Here is a 14855-nt window from a genome sequence, read left to right on the forward strand (position 1 = left end):
ATTGTAATCACGCCCGCCAAAACCGCTCGCTTCTGGCGCGTCCTACCCCAGACTTTTTCCGCTCGCGCAACCCCCAAATCACGTCAAATTGCCGCGACATGCTAGGAGAAGAAGGGCGTTTGGGATAGATACGCCGATTTTGCCGCGCGAGGCTTTGGAGGCAGAAGTGCGTCGGTTTTGTGATGCGGCGATTATGGAGGTGTTATAGAGCCCGTTATAGCGCTGTTATAACCGTTATTGGACGGTTGTCAGAATGTCGTTCGTAACTCGTGTCCAGATAAGATCTTGCAATGATTTTTAGATGAGTCGAAAAGTAAGGTGAGGGGTTATAGAAAACTCCGTCGTTTTCTCGCAAGTCGCCTCACAGAAACACTTTACACGAAACTAAAACTGTCAAAAGGGTTATAAATTATAACCCCACTACCGGACCGGTGGTTCGGCGGGTGTTTCAGTGGATTGCCGTGGCGACGATGGGCTGTTTCCACCGCCGCCAAATCCGAATGACGACGATCAAGCCGCAGCCTAGCAACACGCCGAACAGCACCGCCCAAGGGGCGATGGCAGCGGCAGCGACGACAATCGCCTCGCCCAATTGCCGGAGGGCTCGCAGCGAACCAAACCAGGCCGCCGCGACCCGATTGCCAAACGTCGGAGCCTTCGGCGGCTGATAGTCTTCGGGCTCGAACGCGTAAATCGAGACGGTGGAAAGATCGACTTGGCTGGCGAGCAGGCGGAGACGCCCTTCGATCCGCTCGATGTCCTCGCGAACGCGGGCCAGTTCGTGTTCGACCGTGACGACGTCTTTCAGTTCGCCGGCCTTTTCGTCGAGTAGTTTGAGAATGCGGCTTTCGAGTTGGCGTTTGTTTTTGAGGCGGGCCTCGATATCGACAAATTCCTCGGTCACGTCGGCCGTGGTCACTTCGTGCAATTCGGCCTTCCCCAGATCGGCCACCTGCTTGACGAATGAATGAAACTTGCCGGGCGGAATCCGTACCTTCCAAGTTGCCGCGCGGCGATTTTCCGCGGTTCGCTCTTCACGAAACTCGGCCAACTGCCCATCGGCGACTTCGAGCAGCCGCTGCAGTTCCTGCTCGGTCGTCGCCAACGATTTCACTGCCAGCCGCAGTTTGCCGGTGTAAATGAGTTTGCGATCGCCGGGAGCTTTCGTTTCCTTCAGATCCGCGGCAGCCACCTTCGTCAGGGCATTGATGTCTTGCCGAACGGACGGCGGCATTTCTTGCGCGGCGCAGCCAGCAATGATCATGAGGCAGACCGAGGTAAGAAACGAATACGAGCGCGCCGCTGCTATTGGCTTGGCCATCGCAGTCCCTCGAAAAGAAGTGGTGGAAGTAAGAGAAGTGCGGAAGAGTTGCGTTCCGCCAGTTGAGAGACAACGGCCGGCGAGAATATTCCACTGGCCGTTAGATTTCTCCAGACGACGACGTTTTTTGGCCAGGGTCTCGTCTGCTGTTGTCCGCAAAAGATTGCTATAATCGTTGCCGACCCGGGCGATACCGCGTCCTTCTTTTGATTGCCAGGTAAGCACACCGCACCCACCCCGCGCAGAAGCACTTCACAGGCCATGACCACCACTGTTTTCGATCCGTTTGGCGCCCGCGACACTTTCGACACCGGCCACGGCGAAGCCGGCATCTACCGCCTCAGCAAGCTTGAACAACTCGGCTTGGGCGCGGTTAGCAAGTTGCCTTTTTCGATTCGCGTGCTGCTCGAAGCCGCCCTGCGAAATTGCGACGGCTACATCGTGACCGAAGACGATGTGAAAGCCCTCGCCAGCTGGAACGCCGCCGAACCGGCCAAACGCGAAATCCCCTTCATGCCGGCCCGCGTGGTGCTGCAAGACTTCACCGGTGTGCCCTGCGTCGTCGATCTCGCCGCAATGCGTTCGGCCATGGAACGCCTCGGCGGCGATCCGAAGAAAATCAATCCGCTCATCCCTGTCGACCTCGTGATCGATCACAGCGTGCAGGTCGATTTCTTCGGCACTTCGACTTCGCTCGGTCAAAACGTTGAACTCGAGTTTCAACGCAACCGCGAACGTTACGAATTCCTCCGCTGGGGACAGCGAGCCTTCAATAACTTCCGCGTCGTGCCGCCAGACGTCGGCATCGTCCACCAGGTGAATCTCGAATATCTCGCCAAGGGCGTGTTCATTCGCAGCGATAAGAAGGGCCCGGTCGCGTTGCCCGATTCGCTCGTCGGCACCGACAGCCATACGACAATGATCAACGGCTTGGGCGTGCTCGGCTGGGGCGTCGGCGGCATCGAAGCCGAAGCCGTGATGCTCGGCCAACCGCTGTACATGCTGTTGCCCGAAGTGATCGGGTTCGAATTGACCGGCGAACTACCGGCCGGCGTGACCGCGACCGATCTGGTGCTGACCGTGACGCAGCAATTGCGCAAGGTCGGCGTCGTCGATAAGTTCGTCGAGTTCTACGGCCCGGGCGTACGGAAGATGTCGCTCGCTGATCGTGCGACGATCGCCAACATGGCCCCTGAATACGGCGCGACGATGGGCTTCTTCCCCATCGATGATGAAACGCTCAACTTCCTCCGCCGCACCGGCCGGACCGAACAAGAGGTTTCGCTGGTCGAAAAATACTGCAAGGCGCAAGGCCTCTTCAGCACGGCCGATTCGCCGGAGCTCAATTACACGAAGAAGGTTTCGCTCGATCTGAGCACCATCGAGCCTTCGCTGGCCGGGCCAAAACGGCCGCAAGATCGCGTGCCGCTGTCGTCGATGAAATCGACCTGGCAGAAAGCTCTGAAAGCGCCGGTTGCCGAGCGCGGCTTTCAACTCGACGATGCTGCCCTCAAACGCAAAGGCACCGTGCAAAGCAACGGCCACAGCGAGACGATCGGCCATGGCGCCGTGGTGATCGCTGCCATCACGAGTTGCACAAACACCAGCAATCCGTCGGTCATGCTCGCGGCCGGTTTGCTCGCGAAGAAAGCGGTCGCCAAGGGACTGAAAGTTCCCGCCTACGTGAAGACCAGCCTCGCGCCTGGATCGCGCGTCGTTACCGATTACTTCGATCGCGCCGGTGTTTCGGCGGCGCTCGATACGCTCGGCTTTCAAACCGTCGGCTATGGTTGCACCACCTGCATCGGCAACAGCGGTCCGCTGCCGGATAACGTCGCTGCGGCAGTCACGGAAGGTGATCTCGTCGCCTCCGCCGTCATCAGTGGCAACCGCAATTTCGAAGGCCGCGTCAATCCGCTCGTGAAGGCCAACTTCCTGGCCAGTCCGCCGCTGGTTGTCGCTTACGCTCTCGCTGGCACCACCGACATCGATCTGGTGAACGAACCAATCGGCCAAGGCGATGCCGGGCCGGTGATGCTGAAGGACATCTGGCCGACGCACGCCGAAGTGCAGCACGCGATCAACGAATTCGTGCAAGCCGACATGTTCAGCAGCCGCTATTCGCTTGCCTTCGACGGCAACCAAACGTGGAATCAAATCAAAGTCGCTGAAGGTGCGCTCTTCAACTGGAACGAAGCGAGCACCTACATCCAGGAACCACCGTTCCTGGCTGACTTCAGTGCCAATGCCAACGCGGTGCGTCCGATTCGCGGCGCTCGCGTCCTGGCGATGCTCGGCGACAGCGTAACGACCGATCACATTTCGCCCGCGGGCAACATTGCCAAGAAGAGCCCGGCAGGTGAGTTCTTGATGGCGAACGGCGTGCAGCCGGTCGACTTCAACAGCTACGGCGCCCGTCGCGGCAACGACCGCGTGATGGTTCGCGGCACCTTTGCCAACGTCCGCATCCGCAACTTCCTCGCCCCCGGCACCGAAGGTGGCGTGACGAAGTACCTCGGCGCGGGGCACGTCGCCGGCAAGCCGCCGGTCGCTGACAACGACGCCGGCCAAGTGATGCCGATCTACGATGCTGCGATGAAGTACAAAGCTGCCGGCACGCCGACGATCATTCTCGCCGGAGTGGAATACGGCACGGGTTCGTCGCGCGACTGGGCCGCCAAGGGCACTAGCCTGCTCGGCGTGCGAGCTGTGATCGCGGCCAGCTACGAGCGGATTCACCGCAGCAACCTGGTGAACATGGGCGTACTGCCGCTGCAATTCCTCGACGGCCAAACCTGGAAATCGCTCGGCCTGAACGGCGACGAAACCTTCGAAATCCTTGGCCTTGATGAAAGCCTCGCCCCCCGGACGCAAATCAGCGTGCAAGCCACCTCACCCGACGGCACGAGCAAAACCTTCGCCGCCGCCGTCCGCATCGACACGCCCGTCGAACTCGACTACTACCGCAATGGTGGGATTCTGCAGACGGTGGTGAAGAAGCTGATGGTAGAATAAGTATGTGAGGTATGCTTTAGTCATAGGCTGTCCGAAGTGCGGAGATTGTGTCCATGACGTTCGATATCCAAGCACTCGGGTTGGATCAGTTGTCGGCGGCTGAAAAGTACCAATTGGTTGAGGTGATCCTCGGCACGCTTCCAGAATACGTGGATCCCGGCGAACTTTCGCCGGAGCAATTGGCGGAAGTCGTCAAGCGACGTCAGGCAGCCGATCAAAATCCCGGCGTTGGCCGACATTGGCGTGACGTAATTGCGGATTTGCGTAAACAACCATGAGCCGCAAGTTCATCGTTCGGCCCGACGTTGACGAGCAGGTCCAGTCGATTCACGCCTACTTGAATGCGGCTCGCCCCAACAAAGGCGTTGAGTTCGTCGACGAACTGGAAGCGCTGTTCGAACGCATCGACGCTAACCCGTTTCTCTATGCGATCGTAGCGCATGATATCCGGGCAGCTCGCATCCAGAGAACTTCGTATGTGCTGCACTATTTCGTTACAGATGATGTAGTCGAAGTCTTCTCCATCATGCACGGTGCGCAACATCCACTCACCTGGCGGTCGCGGCGCTGATTCATTCATTTTCCACATAAACTGCCACCGTCGTCTCACTCACCGCCGGCCATTTGCCATCCTGCATGGCAGTCGCGCGGATCGTGGCGAGATGTAATCCCGGCTTCGCGTCGGCCGCGATCTTGAGTTTCAGCAGGTGCTGATTGGTGGCGGGCGGCAGCTGAACCGCATCAGCCGTGAAAATCGAATGCTTGTCGGTAACTAGCACCAAATCGGCGGTAACTGGCAGCTTCACCGTGCGGGAAACCTTCAGCGGGATATCGATCGTGCTGCCCGGCGCGGCGACGTATTCCTGCTGTTCGTGCGTGAGCTTCAGCAATGCCCCCTCGAGCGACATCACTATGAAGCCGTCCATAATGCCGGTGACATGGCGGATGTTTCCCTTAGGATCGGCGATCGGTGTGACGCCGATGACGTTCATCCGCGCGGTTAGGCTCGTCTCGAGCCACTCAGGCATGAAGATCGGATACTGCACCTGCTCGACGCCGGCTGGCACCGTCATTTCGCCGCCACGAATGCCGCGACGCTGCCGTTGTTGCGATGCAGCCATTTGCAGAATGACTGGTCCCTCGTAACCATCCAGTCGTTCGACGATCACATCGGCAGGATAAGTCGTGCCGCGATTCACGATGCGGCCACCGTCCTGCACGGTCGATTTCACTTTGACGCGGGTCTTGATCGTCGAAGAAACGAGAATCGGCGGGCTCTTCTTTTCGATCTTTTTACCGTCGACTTCCGTAGTCGCGATGATCGTGACGAGCGCGGCAGCCGCGGCGGAATCAGCCGCAGCATTGAGCGTCAAGTTGTGCGCCGGCTTGTCGGCAGGAATCTGATTCGCTACCGCCGGGGCCATCACATCGGCCGGTGTGACGCCCTCGGGTAAGCCATGCAATTGCAAGTTAATCGGCACTTTCCACGTGCCGATGCGATTGATCTTGATAGCCAGATCGGCTTTGCCACCGAGGGGAATATCGAGGCGCTCAGGAAACTGCAATTCGAAATCGGCCAGCGTGGCGACGTCGTCGATGGTGAGGCGATAAACGCTGGCCAGCGAAGTCGCCAGGCCGCTGACATCGCTCACGCCCAACTCAAATTCGCCATCGGCCGGTGCGGTGAATTGAATCACGGCATCGCTTGCGCCGGGAGCGTCGTCGTTGCGCAGCAGTTCTTTTCCTTCGAGCGAACTAACGATGAGTTGCGGATCGACAGGCGATTGAAAGCGATCGACCTCGGCAACGATCCGCAGCACTTGCCCCTTCTTGGCCGTGAAGCGATAGCGGTCGATGGCGAGGCCGCTGGTGGCGTCCATCTTGTCGAACGTCGCCGAGATGGCGGCAGGGATGGTCACTTGCCGTTGGGCAGGATCTTCGTTGCCGGGTTCGAGCGCATCGGTTGCGGCGGCCGAAAAAATCTTCGCCGCTGTTTTTCCATTCGGCAGATCGACGGCGATCGTTTCCTCGGCAGCAGCAGGCGCAGCGACATCATGCTGAGCGGCAGAAAGAACCGCGGGTTTGTCTAACCCCCAGCCGATGATTTTAAGCGAGTGCTTGTCGCCGGCTTTTACTACGAGCGGCAATGTCGCGACGATTTCGGGCGAGTTACGAATCGCCAGGCGATAAACATAACCTCGGTCGCCGGCGAACTCGATGTCACGGATCGTTGCGGTGTATGTCATGCCGGCTTGCGAGGCAAAGCGGAGCGTCACGCCAGTCCCCGCTGTGTCGGCGCCGTCGGCTAAGATCTTCCCCGTAGTGTCTTTGATGGTCAGAGCGCCGGAAAATGGCTGACCGAGCCGATCTTCGAGTCGGCAAGTGATTTGGGCAGCAGTTGGCGTCGTGAAGCGATATTCGTCGCTCTCGGTAATTCGCGAAATGCGCCCGCTGACGGCAGCCGGAATGCTGGGCAGTTCGATTGCATCCTTGCGATCTTCGGGCTCAATCGTTTCCGTCAGATCGCTGACCACAAACTTGCCAATGTTCGAACCGCCGTTGGCATTCGCCACTTGCCAGCGAATTTCACCTGGCGGCACATCGGCCGGGATAGTGATCTTCGCCGGCACTTCGCGCGGCAACGGCGGCTGGGCCTGGCCCGCTTTGTTGCCGAACCAATAGGGTGGCGGCGTGAGAATGGGTTCGCCAGCCGGGCCGGTGATTTCGATTTTCACCCGCGGATCATGCGGCAGGATCTGCATGTCGGGCGTCCAGTCGTACGTACCGAGGCGGACCTCGATCGTCGTGCCGGGATTCGCGGCGGGCGGATAGACGTAGCCGATCTGCGGCCGGATGTTGGCGGCGGCGACTTGGCCGACCGCTGAGAGCATCAGGAGATAGGTCAGCATGTTACACCAATCCAGGAATCACTCGCCCGCCGTTCACGATCGGCACGGGGCGGCCGAGGGGCGTGTAATAGGTCTTGCCGGTGTCGATACCCATTTGATGGAAGATGGTGCAGATCACATCTTCCACGCCGTATGGTTCGGTCGTGGGATACATGCAGCTCTTGTCGGTCGCGCCAATGACTTGCCCCTGCTTCACGCCGCCGCCCGCCCACAAGATTGTTTGCGTCATCGACCAGTGATCGCGCCCCGCGCGGGTGTTGATCTGCGGCGTGCGGCCCATTTCGCCCATCATGATCACGAGCGTGCTGTCGAGCAGGCCGCGCTCATCGAGATCGGTCACCAGTGCACTGAACGCGCGATCGGCTGAGGGAATCAGGTCTTCTTTGAGCGAAGGGAACTGCGAGAAGTGCGTGTCCCAGCTGCCGTTGTCGACGCCGACGAAGCGTGACCCGGCTTCGACGAGCCGCCGCGCGAGAAGCGCACATTGACCCAGCGAGGTGAGGCCGTAGCGTTCGCGAGTCTTATCACTTTCGGCCGCGATATCAAAGGCCTTTCGCGCGTCGGGCGCGGTGATCATGTTGTAGGCCTTTTCATAATACGTGTTCATCACGTTCGGCCGGCCGGCGATTTGAGCTTTGTTTTCCTGCTCGACGGCGGCGAGCATCTTGCGGCGCCGCTCCAAACGATCCGCTGACACACCTGGAGCGAGTCGCAAATCACGGACTTCGAAATCAGGCTGCACCGGATCGGTCTCGAGCACGAACGGCGCGTGAGCAGGACCATAAAAGCCCGGGCCGCCCGATTCCATGGGATCCGGCAGGTTCACATAAACAGGAATGTTGCCGCGCGGACCGAGCTCGCGCGAGACGATCGAGCCGAGCGACGGAAAGAGTAAGTTGTTCGGCGTTCCGCCAGCTTGGCCGTCGGCGAAGGCGGCTTTGTAGCCCGTCATGCAGTAGTGATAGCCCGTGTTGTGGCCGTTGTCCTTGTGACTGTGCGAGCGGACCATCGTGAACTTGTCCGCAATGCCGGCGATCAGCGGGCAGTGCTCGCCGACGAAGGTGCCGGGGACTTTCGTCGAGATCGGCTGATAGGGGCCGCGAATTTCGGCGGGGCCTTCGGGCTTCAGATCGAACATGTCGATCGTGCTCGGTCCGCCTTCGAGGAAGAGAAAGATCACGCTCTTCGCTTTGGCTTCGCGACCATTCGCCGCGACAGCTTCGAGCTCGAGCAGCCGCGGCAACGTGAGGCCGCCGATTAAACCGACCGAGCCGATGCGCAGTGCTTGCCGGCGGGAGATGCCGTCGCAGAAGGAGCGTCGCATGGTTTCTTCCTTGGTCCGACTTGGTTGGGACGGACCAATGGTCCGTCCTACGACTTAGTGGTTGTACAAAAACTCTTTGCTATTCAGCAGCACCCAAACGATATCTTCGCAAACTGCACGGCGATCAGTTTCCGCAGCAAACGCCGGCAGCAGTTGTTCTTTCTCTGTCGCCCGCGGATAGCGAGCGAGCACGGTCAGATACAGTTGATCGAGCGTCTCGGTCGGCGGCAAAGCTTGCTTCGCCGTGACCGCAGCATGGCCGGTGCGCGAACGAATCTTCGCCATGATCTCGGGCGAGTTCATCAGGTGCAGGGCCTGCGAAATACTCGGCTCGTTGCTCCGCTCGCACTCGCATACGGTCGCCCGCACGGGCCGGCCGAAGATGCGGAAGAAATAGTGCGGCAGCTTGTTGTCCCAAATCTGCACTGCTCGATAACCTTCCGGCCAGCCGTTGAAAACTTCCGGCGTGCCGGTCGCCTGGCCGATGCTGTCGAGCAGCACTTCGGCGGGCATTGCTTTGTAGGAGGCGTGCGAAAAGTTCTGCTCGTCGGCTGCGTTGCTGGCGGTCGTGCTGGACGACAGTTGATACAAACGGCTGTTGAGGAGCGTGCGGGTGAAGGCTTTGATGTCGTACTTCGAATCACGCAGATGTTTGGCAATCGCGTGGAACAGCGGCTCGTTCGATGCGGGGTTCGTCAGCCGCAGATCGTCGATCGGTTCGACCAAGCCGCGGCCGAAGTAATGCGCCCAGAGACGATTGGCCATCGTCGCCGCGAAGTAAGGATTCTCCGGCGCGATCATCCAGTCGGCGAGTTCCACGCGCGGATCGATCGCATCGGAAACGGCCGAGTCTGGCACAAAATTCTTCGGCACGGGCTTCGGCTTGGCTGGTGGTTTAGCTTTGCTTCCTGGCGGCGGCATTGGTGGCGCCGGAGGCTCTTCGACGACGCGCGGTTTGGCAGCCACACCGAGCGGCCGCATTTGCACGAACTCGTTCGTCCGCGGATGCTTCAGATCTTTCGCCACGACCGGCACCACGGCTTCGCCACCATCGGGAGTTCGTTTGCGACTCACGCCGCTGAACATCCCCGCGAGAGCAAAGTAATCTTCCTGCCCCCAGCGATCGCTCGGATGATGATGACATTGCGCACATTCGAGGCGAATGCCGAGAAAGACCTGGCTGAGGTTGCGAGCGGCGATTTCGGGCGTATCGAGCGCCTTGTAAAGTGCCGCAGGTCCTTCGGCTTTCACATTCCCTTTGGCCGTGATCAACTCGCGGACGAACACATCGTACGGCCGGTTCTCACTGAATTGCTTGTGCAGCCAGCGCGTGATCGCAACGGAGCCTTGCGGGGTGATTTTGGTTTGATCGACACGCAGCAAATCGCTGAACCGCATCGTCCAGTAGTCGGCGTACTCAGGCCGTTCAAGCAACTTGTCGACGAGCAGCGCTCGCTTGTTCGGCGTGGCATCGGCAAGAAATGCTTTCGCCTCAGCAGCAGTGGGCAGCATGCCGATGACGTCCAGATAAACGCGCCGCAAGAACGTCGCGTCGTCGCAGACGTCGCTCGGCTCGATGCCCAAACGCTGCAGTTTGTCCCAGGCCAACTTGTCGATGAAATTGTGCTCCGGCGGCCGGGCGAATTTTACGCCGGGCTGCGGAATCGTCACGCGGCTGACCGTCACCTGGCCGAGATAGCGCGCCAGGATCGCGGCCTCACCGGCGATCTCCGTCGCTTGAATAAAACCACGACCATCGACAGCGGCGATCGGCGACGCATTTGATTCGTATTCGGCTTCGGTGGTTACATCGCGGCGAGCACCGTCGCTATCGACGGCCCACACCCGCAGTTGTTGCGTTCCCTTGGCGAGCAGTACTTGCTCGGTCGGCTCGATTTCAATCTTCACCAGCTGCGGCGCTTCATCGGTGCCATACGGCGCTCCTTCGCGAATCCACCGCGCGAGCCGCCGATGACGAATGCTTCCTTCCTCAATCCGCAAACCGCCGCCATGCGGATCGCTGGCTAGGCCTTTGCGGAGGAGCAAACTATGATCGGGCGCGGCCAGTGAAATCCGCCGGCCACGACCTTCCTTCACGATGGCATCGTGATCGGCCTTCGGGTCGAAACCAAATACGGTCAGTTTGAAACCGTTCTGCCCTTCGGCTTTGCCGTGGCAGCCACCCATGTTGCAGCCGGCCTTGGTCAGAATGGGAATGACATCGCGCGAAAACGACAACAACTCGGGCTCTTTGATTCCTTTGATCGTGATTGCGACCCGCGTTTGCCCGCCCGTGTGCTCGACAATCACACCCGTCTCACCATCGGCCACCGGCGTCACCAAGCCGAACTCATCGACGCGAGCAATCGCAGCGTTTTCACTTCGATATTTTGCCTGCCGAGTCAGATCGACCGTGCGACCTTCTTCAGCCGCCTGACCGACGAGCAATTGCAAGCTCGCCTCGGGCTGATCGAGCGTCGCCATCAGAGGTGAAACGATAAACTTCTCCGCCGCGAATAACGAGCCCGAAAAACCGCCGCAGACGTTCAAGAACAGCCCGAAAACAACCGCAAATTGCAGCCAACATCGCGACGGCAGCGAGCGCAGATGCATGAAACAATCGTCCGTGGCGGGTGAGGGAGGACGAGGCGGGTTGGTCTCCAAAACCAGCCATGGGTTGGGTTCTGAGGACAAGCATCAATCTAGCACGATGGATCGGCCGGCTCAAGAAATATCGGCAGGTTTTGCGAAGGGCGTGAGGGGCGATTTGACAGTAACAACCCCGTCACTTCTGGTCCTTAATCACCGGCTTGATCACCGTCCCATCCATCAGGACCACCAACCGTAAGTGCGGTGGCATGCCGGTCGAACCACCTTGGAAGATCGCTTCGTAGGTGACCAGCCAATACCATTTTCCCGGTCTGTCAAAAGTCGGCGTCAACTCGGCCGACTTCAATTGCCACTTGAAATTGTCCTGGTCTTTGACGAGGGAGTTTTTCATCGCCAGCGCGAGTTGCAGCGCCTTCCGCGCGGAGATCGGCGGGTTCTCGGCGTCATCGCTCCAGGCCGGAGATCGTTCGACATCTTCGGCAGAAATCGTCACGAGATAGACTTTGGAAAATGCGTAACTCGCCAACGTTGTTTCAGCCCTTGAAAGGGAAGGGAAAATCACAAAGGCTGCAGCAATCAAGCAGGTACGGGACAGCATCCGCAGTTCTCCATTCGGTGAGGATCGCACGTTCTTGTATTCATTTTTTCAACCGCCAGTTCGCCGGCCGCAGTTTTCGATCCAGTCGCTCCACCGGCCAATACACTTGAGACATTAGCGGTGCATTCCAGCAATAGTAATCGTTGCGCGCGCGTATCGAGCAGCGAGAGCAAGCGAACTGCCTGCTTTTCCTTAATATCCTCACTCAATCTCAAATCTTGTGAATGCAGAGAATGAGAATTGACCGTGCGCATGCAGATAAGCAGCTGCCTTGGTCGCCACCGTGGCATTTCGTTGCTTGAGTACTTCCGAAAGGATGTCCGTATCAAGGAGGGCTGCATCCATAGGATTAATTGAAGGAACGACCGCCGGAAGTACGGACAATCGACGCTTCGATCTGGGCGATTTCCTCGTCCGTCATCCCCTCATAGATGTTGCACCACGCCGGCAGTGGCGGAGTCGCAGTCACCTAGTCCGGCGAGTTGGCGACGGGGCCAACGGGTTGAATATTGACGACGCTGATGATCACCTGCTGGTCCGTAGACAAGTGTTGGCCGATGACATGCTCCAGCGCTTGCCGGTCGGCTGGATCAATTTCGTTCACGTTGCGAGTGATGCTTTCCACGGTGTCATTCTACGTCAAATAGAAACGGTCCAGCAACGAAGAATCGATTTGCCGATTCAACACCGTCGTTCAAATCGCCCCCCTTGGCTCAATTTGCCGAAGTTTTTTCGCCTTCAACTGTTCATAAATCTCCGTCAGATCGAACTTAGCGAGCGCGTTCGGCACGAACGATGACAGCGGCCAGTCGTAGCCTTCGCTGGTGGCGATAGCTTCGTAGCTGGTGAGGTTTTTCTTGAGCGTCACGCGGCTGACGTGCGGCGAGAGGAAGGCCGCGAAGGCAGCGGGGATGGCTCCCCAGTGGAGCGCGGCGAGGTGGACCTCGGTGTAACCGTGCGCAGCGAGCCAATCGAGGACGGCGAGGACGTCGTGGGTTTTTTGGCCGACGTAGGGCTGGTCGAGCATCAGCGAATGAATCGCGTAGAAATAGTCGCTGCCGTAGGGGACCAGGAACTGATCTTTGCCGGCGGTGTTGGGACGCGACTCGCCGATGCCACGGACGTCGCAGGCGAAGAACGGCGTGCCGTCGTTGTCCTTGATGAGTTCGGCGACGAGTGGTTCGTCGCGCAGTTCGGCGTCGGCGCTGTGATGCGAAATGTAGAGGATGGCTGGGCCTTTACCGCGCGGTGGGCGTGACACGTGCGAAGCATCGCCGAGCCGCGTGACGAGCGCGAAGACATCGGGTTCGGTTTCCACCGCGTAAGTGGTCGCGGCCGCGGCGGGGTAGTTTCGTTTGCCGATCGGCCGGAGGATGCGATAGTCGGGCGGGCCTTGGCGTTCGGGGAGTTTTAACGTTGCTGCGATGGCAGCAGCCAGCGAAGTCGCGTCGTTCATTTTGCGCGCGGCGACTTGAGCGATCGCTTTGTCCTGCGTGAAGATGAAAAGTGACTTCGAGCGCAGACCGGCGACCTGGCCATGCGGCGTGCATTGCAGTACGTCGTCTTTTTCGATCGTCAGCGCCGGCTCTTCTTGCGCATCGCTCACGCCGGTTTGCTTGTTGAACCAACGATACATGGCCGTTCGATTTTCCTGCGAGTAACCATGTTCGGTCGGTCCGACGAAGAGCGAAATGTTTTCCGGTTTGCCGAGGGCGGTGTAGAGATGCTTCAGTCGTTCGTAGGCGAGCGTCGCGCCGCGGACATCGAAGTAGTCGCGCTCCTTGGCGAGGATGATCACCGGCTTCGGGGCCATCGCGGCCAGAAAGTCATCGTGATCGAGTCCGGCTGCGAGCACGCCGGGTGGGCATTGCTCGGTGTCGGCGGGGAGTTCGTTTTCGAGATTGCGGCGAAAAGTGGTGACGAAGCAACTCGGCGCAGCCATCGTCCAGCGCGACTCGACGCCGCAGAGCCAGGTCGTCATCGTGCCACCGCCGCTGTTGCCCGTGATGCCGACGTGCTTCGGATCGACTTCCTCGCGACTCAGCAGATAGTCGAGCGCGCGAATGCCATCCCAGGCCCGCCACGCGCCGAAGAACTCACCCACGAGGAACTGCTGATTGCCGGCGTAGAGATGTTCGCTCACGCCGTTGCCGCGGCGCGGTTTCAAATTGGCATCGACATATTGGAGCCGTTCGCCCTGGCCGATGGGATCGAAGATCAGCGTGACATAGCCTTGTCGAGCCAGGCCTTGCGCGAAACTCTGATAAGCATCGATTGCTTTCCCGGTCGCCGAATGGCCGCAGGAGCCGACGACACCCGGCAGCGGGAATTTTCTATTTTTAGGAACATACAAATTGGCTGTGACCAAGAACTGCGGTCGGCTTTCGAAGATGACTTTTTCGATGCGATAGGCATCGCGTTCGATGACGTCTGTGACGTTCGCATTCAGCGGCGTCTTTTCCTTCGGCAGATTGAACACCGTGGCGATGCGCTGCCGCACATCCTTCACGTAAGCTTCGGCGTCGGCTTGAGTTTTCACCGCTTGCTTCAGAGCGTTCCCTTTCGCTTCGGCTGCGCGGACTTGCCTGACGAAGTAGTCCTGCATCATGCGAGGAAAGCGATTGAGCGGTTCTAGTGACGGCGATTCCTTTTTCTCTTGGGCAAACGCCAACGAAGATTCATCGATGTTTGGCAACAGCGGCAGGCCTGCGGCGAGCGCGGCAGAAGCGAAGAAGTCACGGCGGCGTAACATGGCGGGCCCTCGCGGTTGGTGGGAGAGAGGCCGGTAGTATAAGCCTCTTCCCCGGCTAAATGCCAAACATCGCCGCAGGCATCTTGATAAAGATTTGATACGTCTGGCGTCGCTCTTGACGCCCTTTTTATGCGACTTCCGATTTAATTCACTCGATGGTGATCGAAGAGAAATCACATCGAGGAGAAATCAACCATGGACATCGTTTGGCTGGTAGCCGGCGCGGCTTTTTTCATTGGAACGGGCGGCCTGGTGCACTTCATCGGCAGCTTGCGAGCGGAGGACTGAGCGTGGACTGGACACTTGTCTTTGCGTCAATGGTCGTC

At 59.1% G+C, this 14855-nt stretch carries 10 protein-coding genes; 3 read left to right on the top strand and 7 right to left on the bottom strand.

Annotation, left to right across the window (positions count from 1 at the left end):
• Positions 1-448: 448 nt before the first annotated feature.
• Positions 449-1321 carry a DUF4349 domain-containing protein gene (locus M9Q49_RS06840; protein ID WP_254507966.1) on the bottom strand — a complete coding sequence of 291 codons (873 nt, stop codon included), beginning with the start codon at positions 1319-1321 and terminating at the stop codon, positions 449-451.
• A gap of 261 nt (positions 1322-1582) precedes the next feature.
• On the opposite strand from M9Q49_RS06840, the gene acnA reads away from it, so the two are divergent.
• The 3 genes from acnA to M9Q49_RS06855 are packed head-to-tail and all read left to right on the top strand — an operon-like array spanning position 1583 to position 4907.
• Positions 1583-4336, top strand: a complete 2754-nt coding sequence (gene acnA / locus M9Q49_RS06845; RefSeq protein WP_254507967.1) for an aconitate hydratase AcnA — start codon at positions 1583-1585, stop codon at positions 4334-4336.
• Between the two features lie 53 nt (positions 4337-4389).
• Positions 4390-4614 carry an addiction module protein gene (locus M9Q49_RS06850; protein WP_254507968.1) on the top strand — a complete coding sequence of 75 codons (225 nt, stop codon included), beginning with the start codon at positions 4390-4392 and terminating at the stop codon, positions 4612-4614.
• Positions 4611-4907 carry a type II toxin-antitoxin system RelE/ParE family toxin gene (locus M9Q49_RS06855; protein WP_254507969.1) on the top strand — a complete coding sequence of 99 codons (297 nt, stop codon included), beginning with the start codon at positions 4611-4613 and terminating at the stop codon, positions 4905-4907. The genes M9Q49_RS06850 and M9Q49_RS06855 overlap by 4 nt, the downstream gene beginning before the upstream one ends.
• Position 4908: 1 nt before the next feature.
• Here the strand turns inward: M9Q49_RS06855 and M9Q49_RS06860 are convergent, their stop codons facing one another.
• The 6 genes from M9Q49_RS06860 to M9Q49_RS06885 form a co-directional block, all read right to left on the bottom strand.
• The gene (locus M9Q49_RS06860; RefSeq protein ID WP_254507970.1) at positions 4909-7245 is read right to left on the bottom strand and encodes a PPC domain-containing protein; all 2337 of its coding nucleotides are present in this window, start codon (positions 7243-7245) and stop codon (positions 4909-4911) included.
• 1 nt (position 7246) lies between these two features.
• Positions 7247-8569, bottom strand: a complete 1323-nt coding sequence (locus M9Q49_RS06865) for a DUF1501 domain-containing protein (protein WP_254507971.1) — start codon at positions 8567-8569, stop codon at positions 7247-7249.
• Positions 8570-8623: 54 nt separating this feature from the next.
• Positions 8624-11182 carry a DUF1549 and DUF1553 domain-containing protein gene (locus tag M9Q49_RS06870; protein WP_254507972.1) on the bottom strand — a complete coding sequence of 853 codons (2559 nt, stop codon included), beginning with the start codon at positions 11180-11182 and terminating at the stop codon, positions 8624-8626.
• A gap of 172 nt (positions 11183-11354) precedes the next feature.
• Positions 11355-11705: a hypothetical protein gene (locus M9Q49_RS06875; protein WP_254507973.1), complete on the bottom strand. Its 351-nt coding sequence runs from the start codon at positions 11703-11705 to the stop codon at positions 11355-11357.
• A 541-nt stretch (positions 11706-12246) separates the two neighbouring features.
• Positions 12247-12402: a hypothetical protein gene (locus tag M9Q49_RS06880; RefSeq protein ID WP_254507974.1), complete on the bottom strand. Its 156-nt coding sequence runs from the start codon at positions 12400-12402 to the stop codon at positions 12247-12249.
• 69 nt (positions 12403-12471) lie between these two features.
• Entirely contained in the window at positions 12472-14529 is a 2058-nt protein-coding gene (locus M9Q49_RS06885) for an alpha/beta hydrolase family protein (protein ID WP_254507975.1), read from the bottom strand.
• Between the last annotated feature and the right edge of the window lie 326 nt (positions 14530-14855).

Source organism: Anatilimnocola floriformis (assembly GCF_024256385.1).
Lineage (GTDB): Bacteria > Planctomycetota > Planctomycetia > Pirellulales > Pirellulaceae > Anatilimnocola > Anatilimnocola floriformis.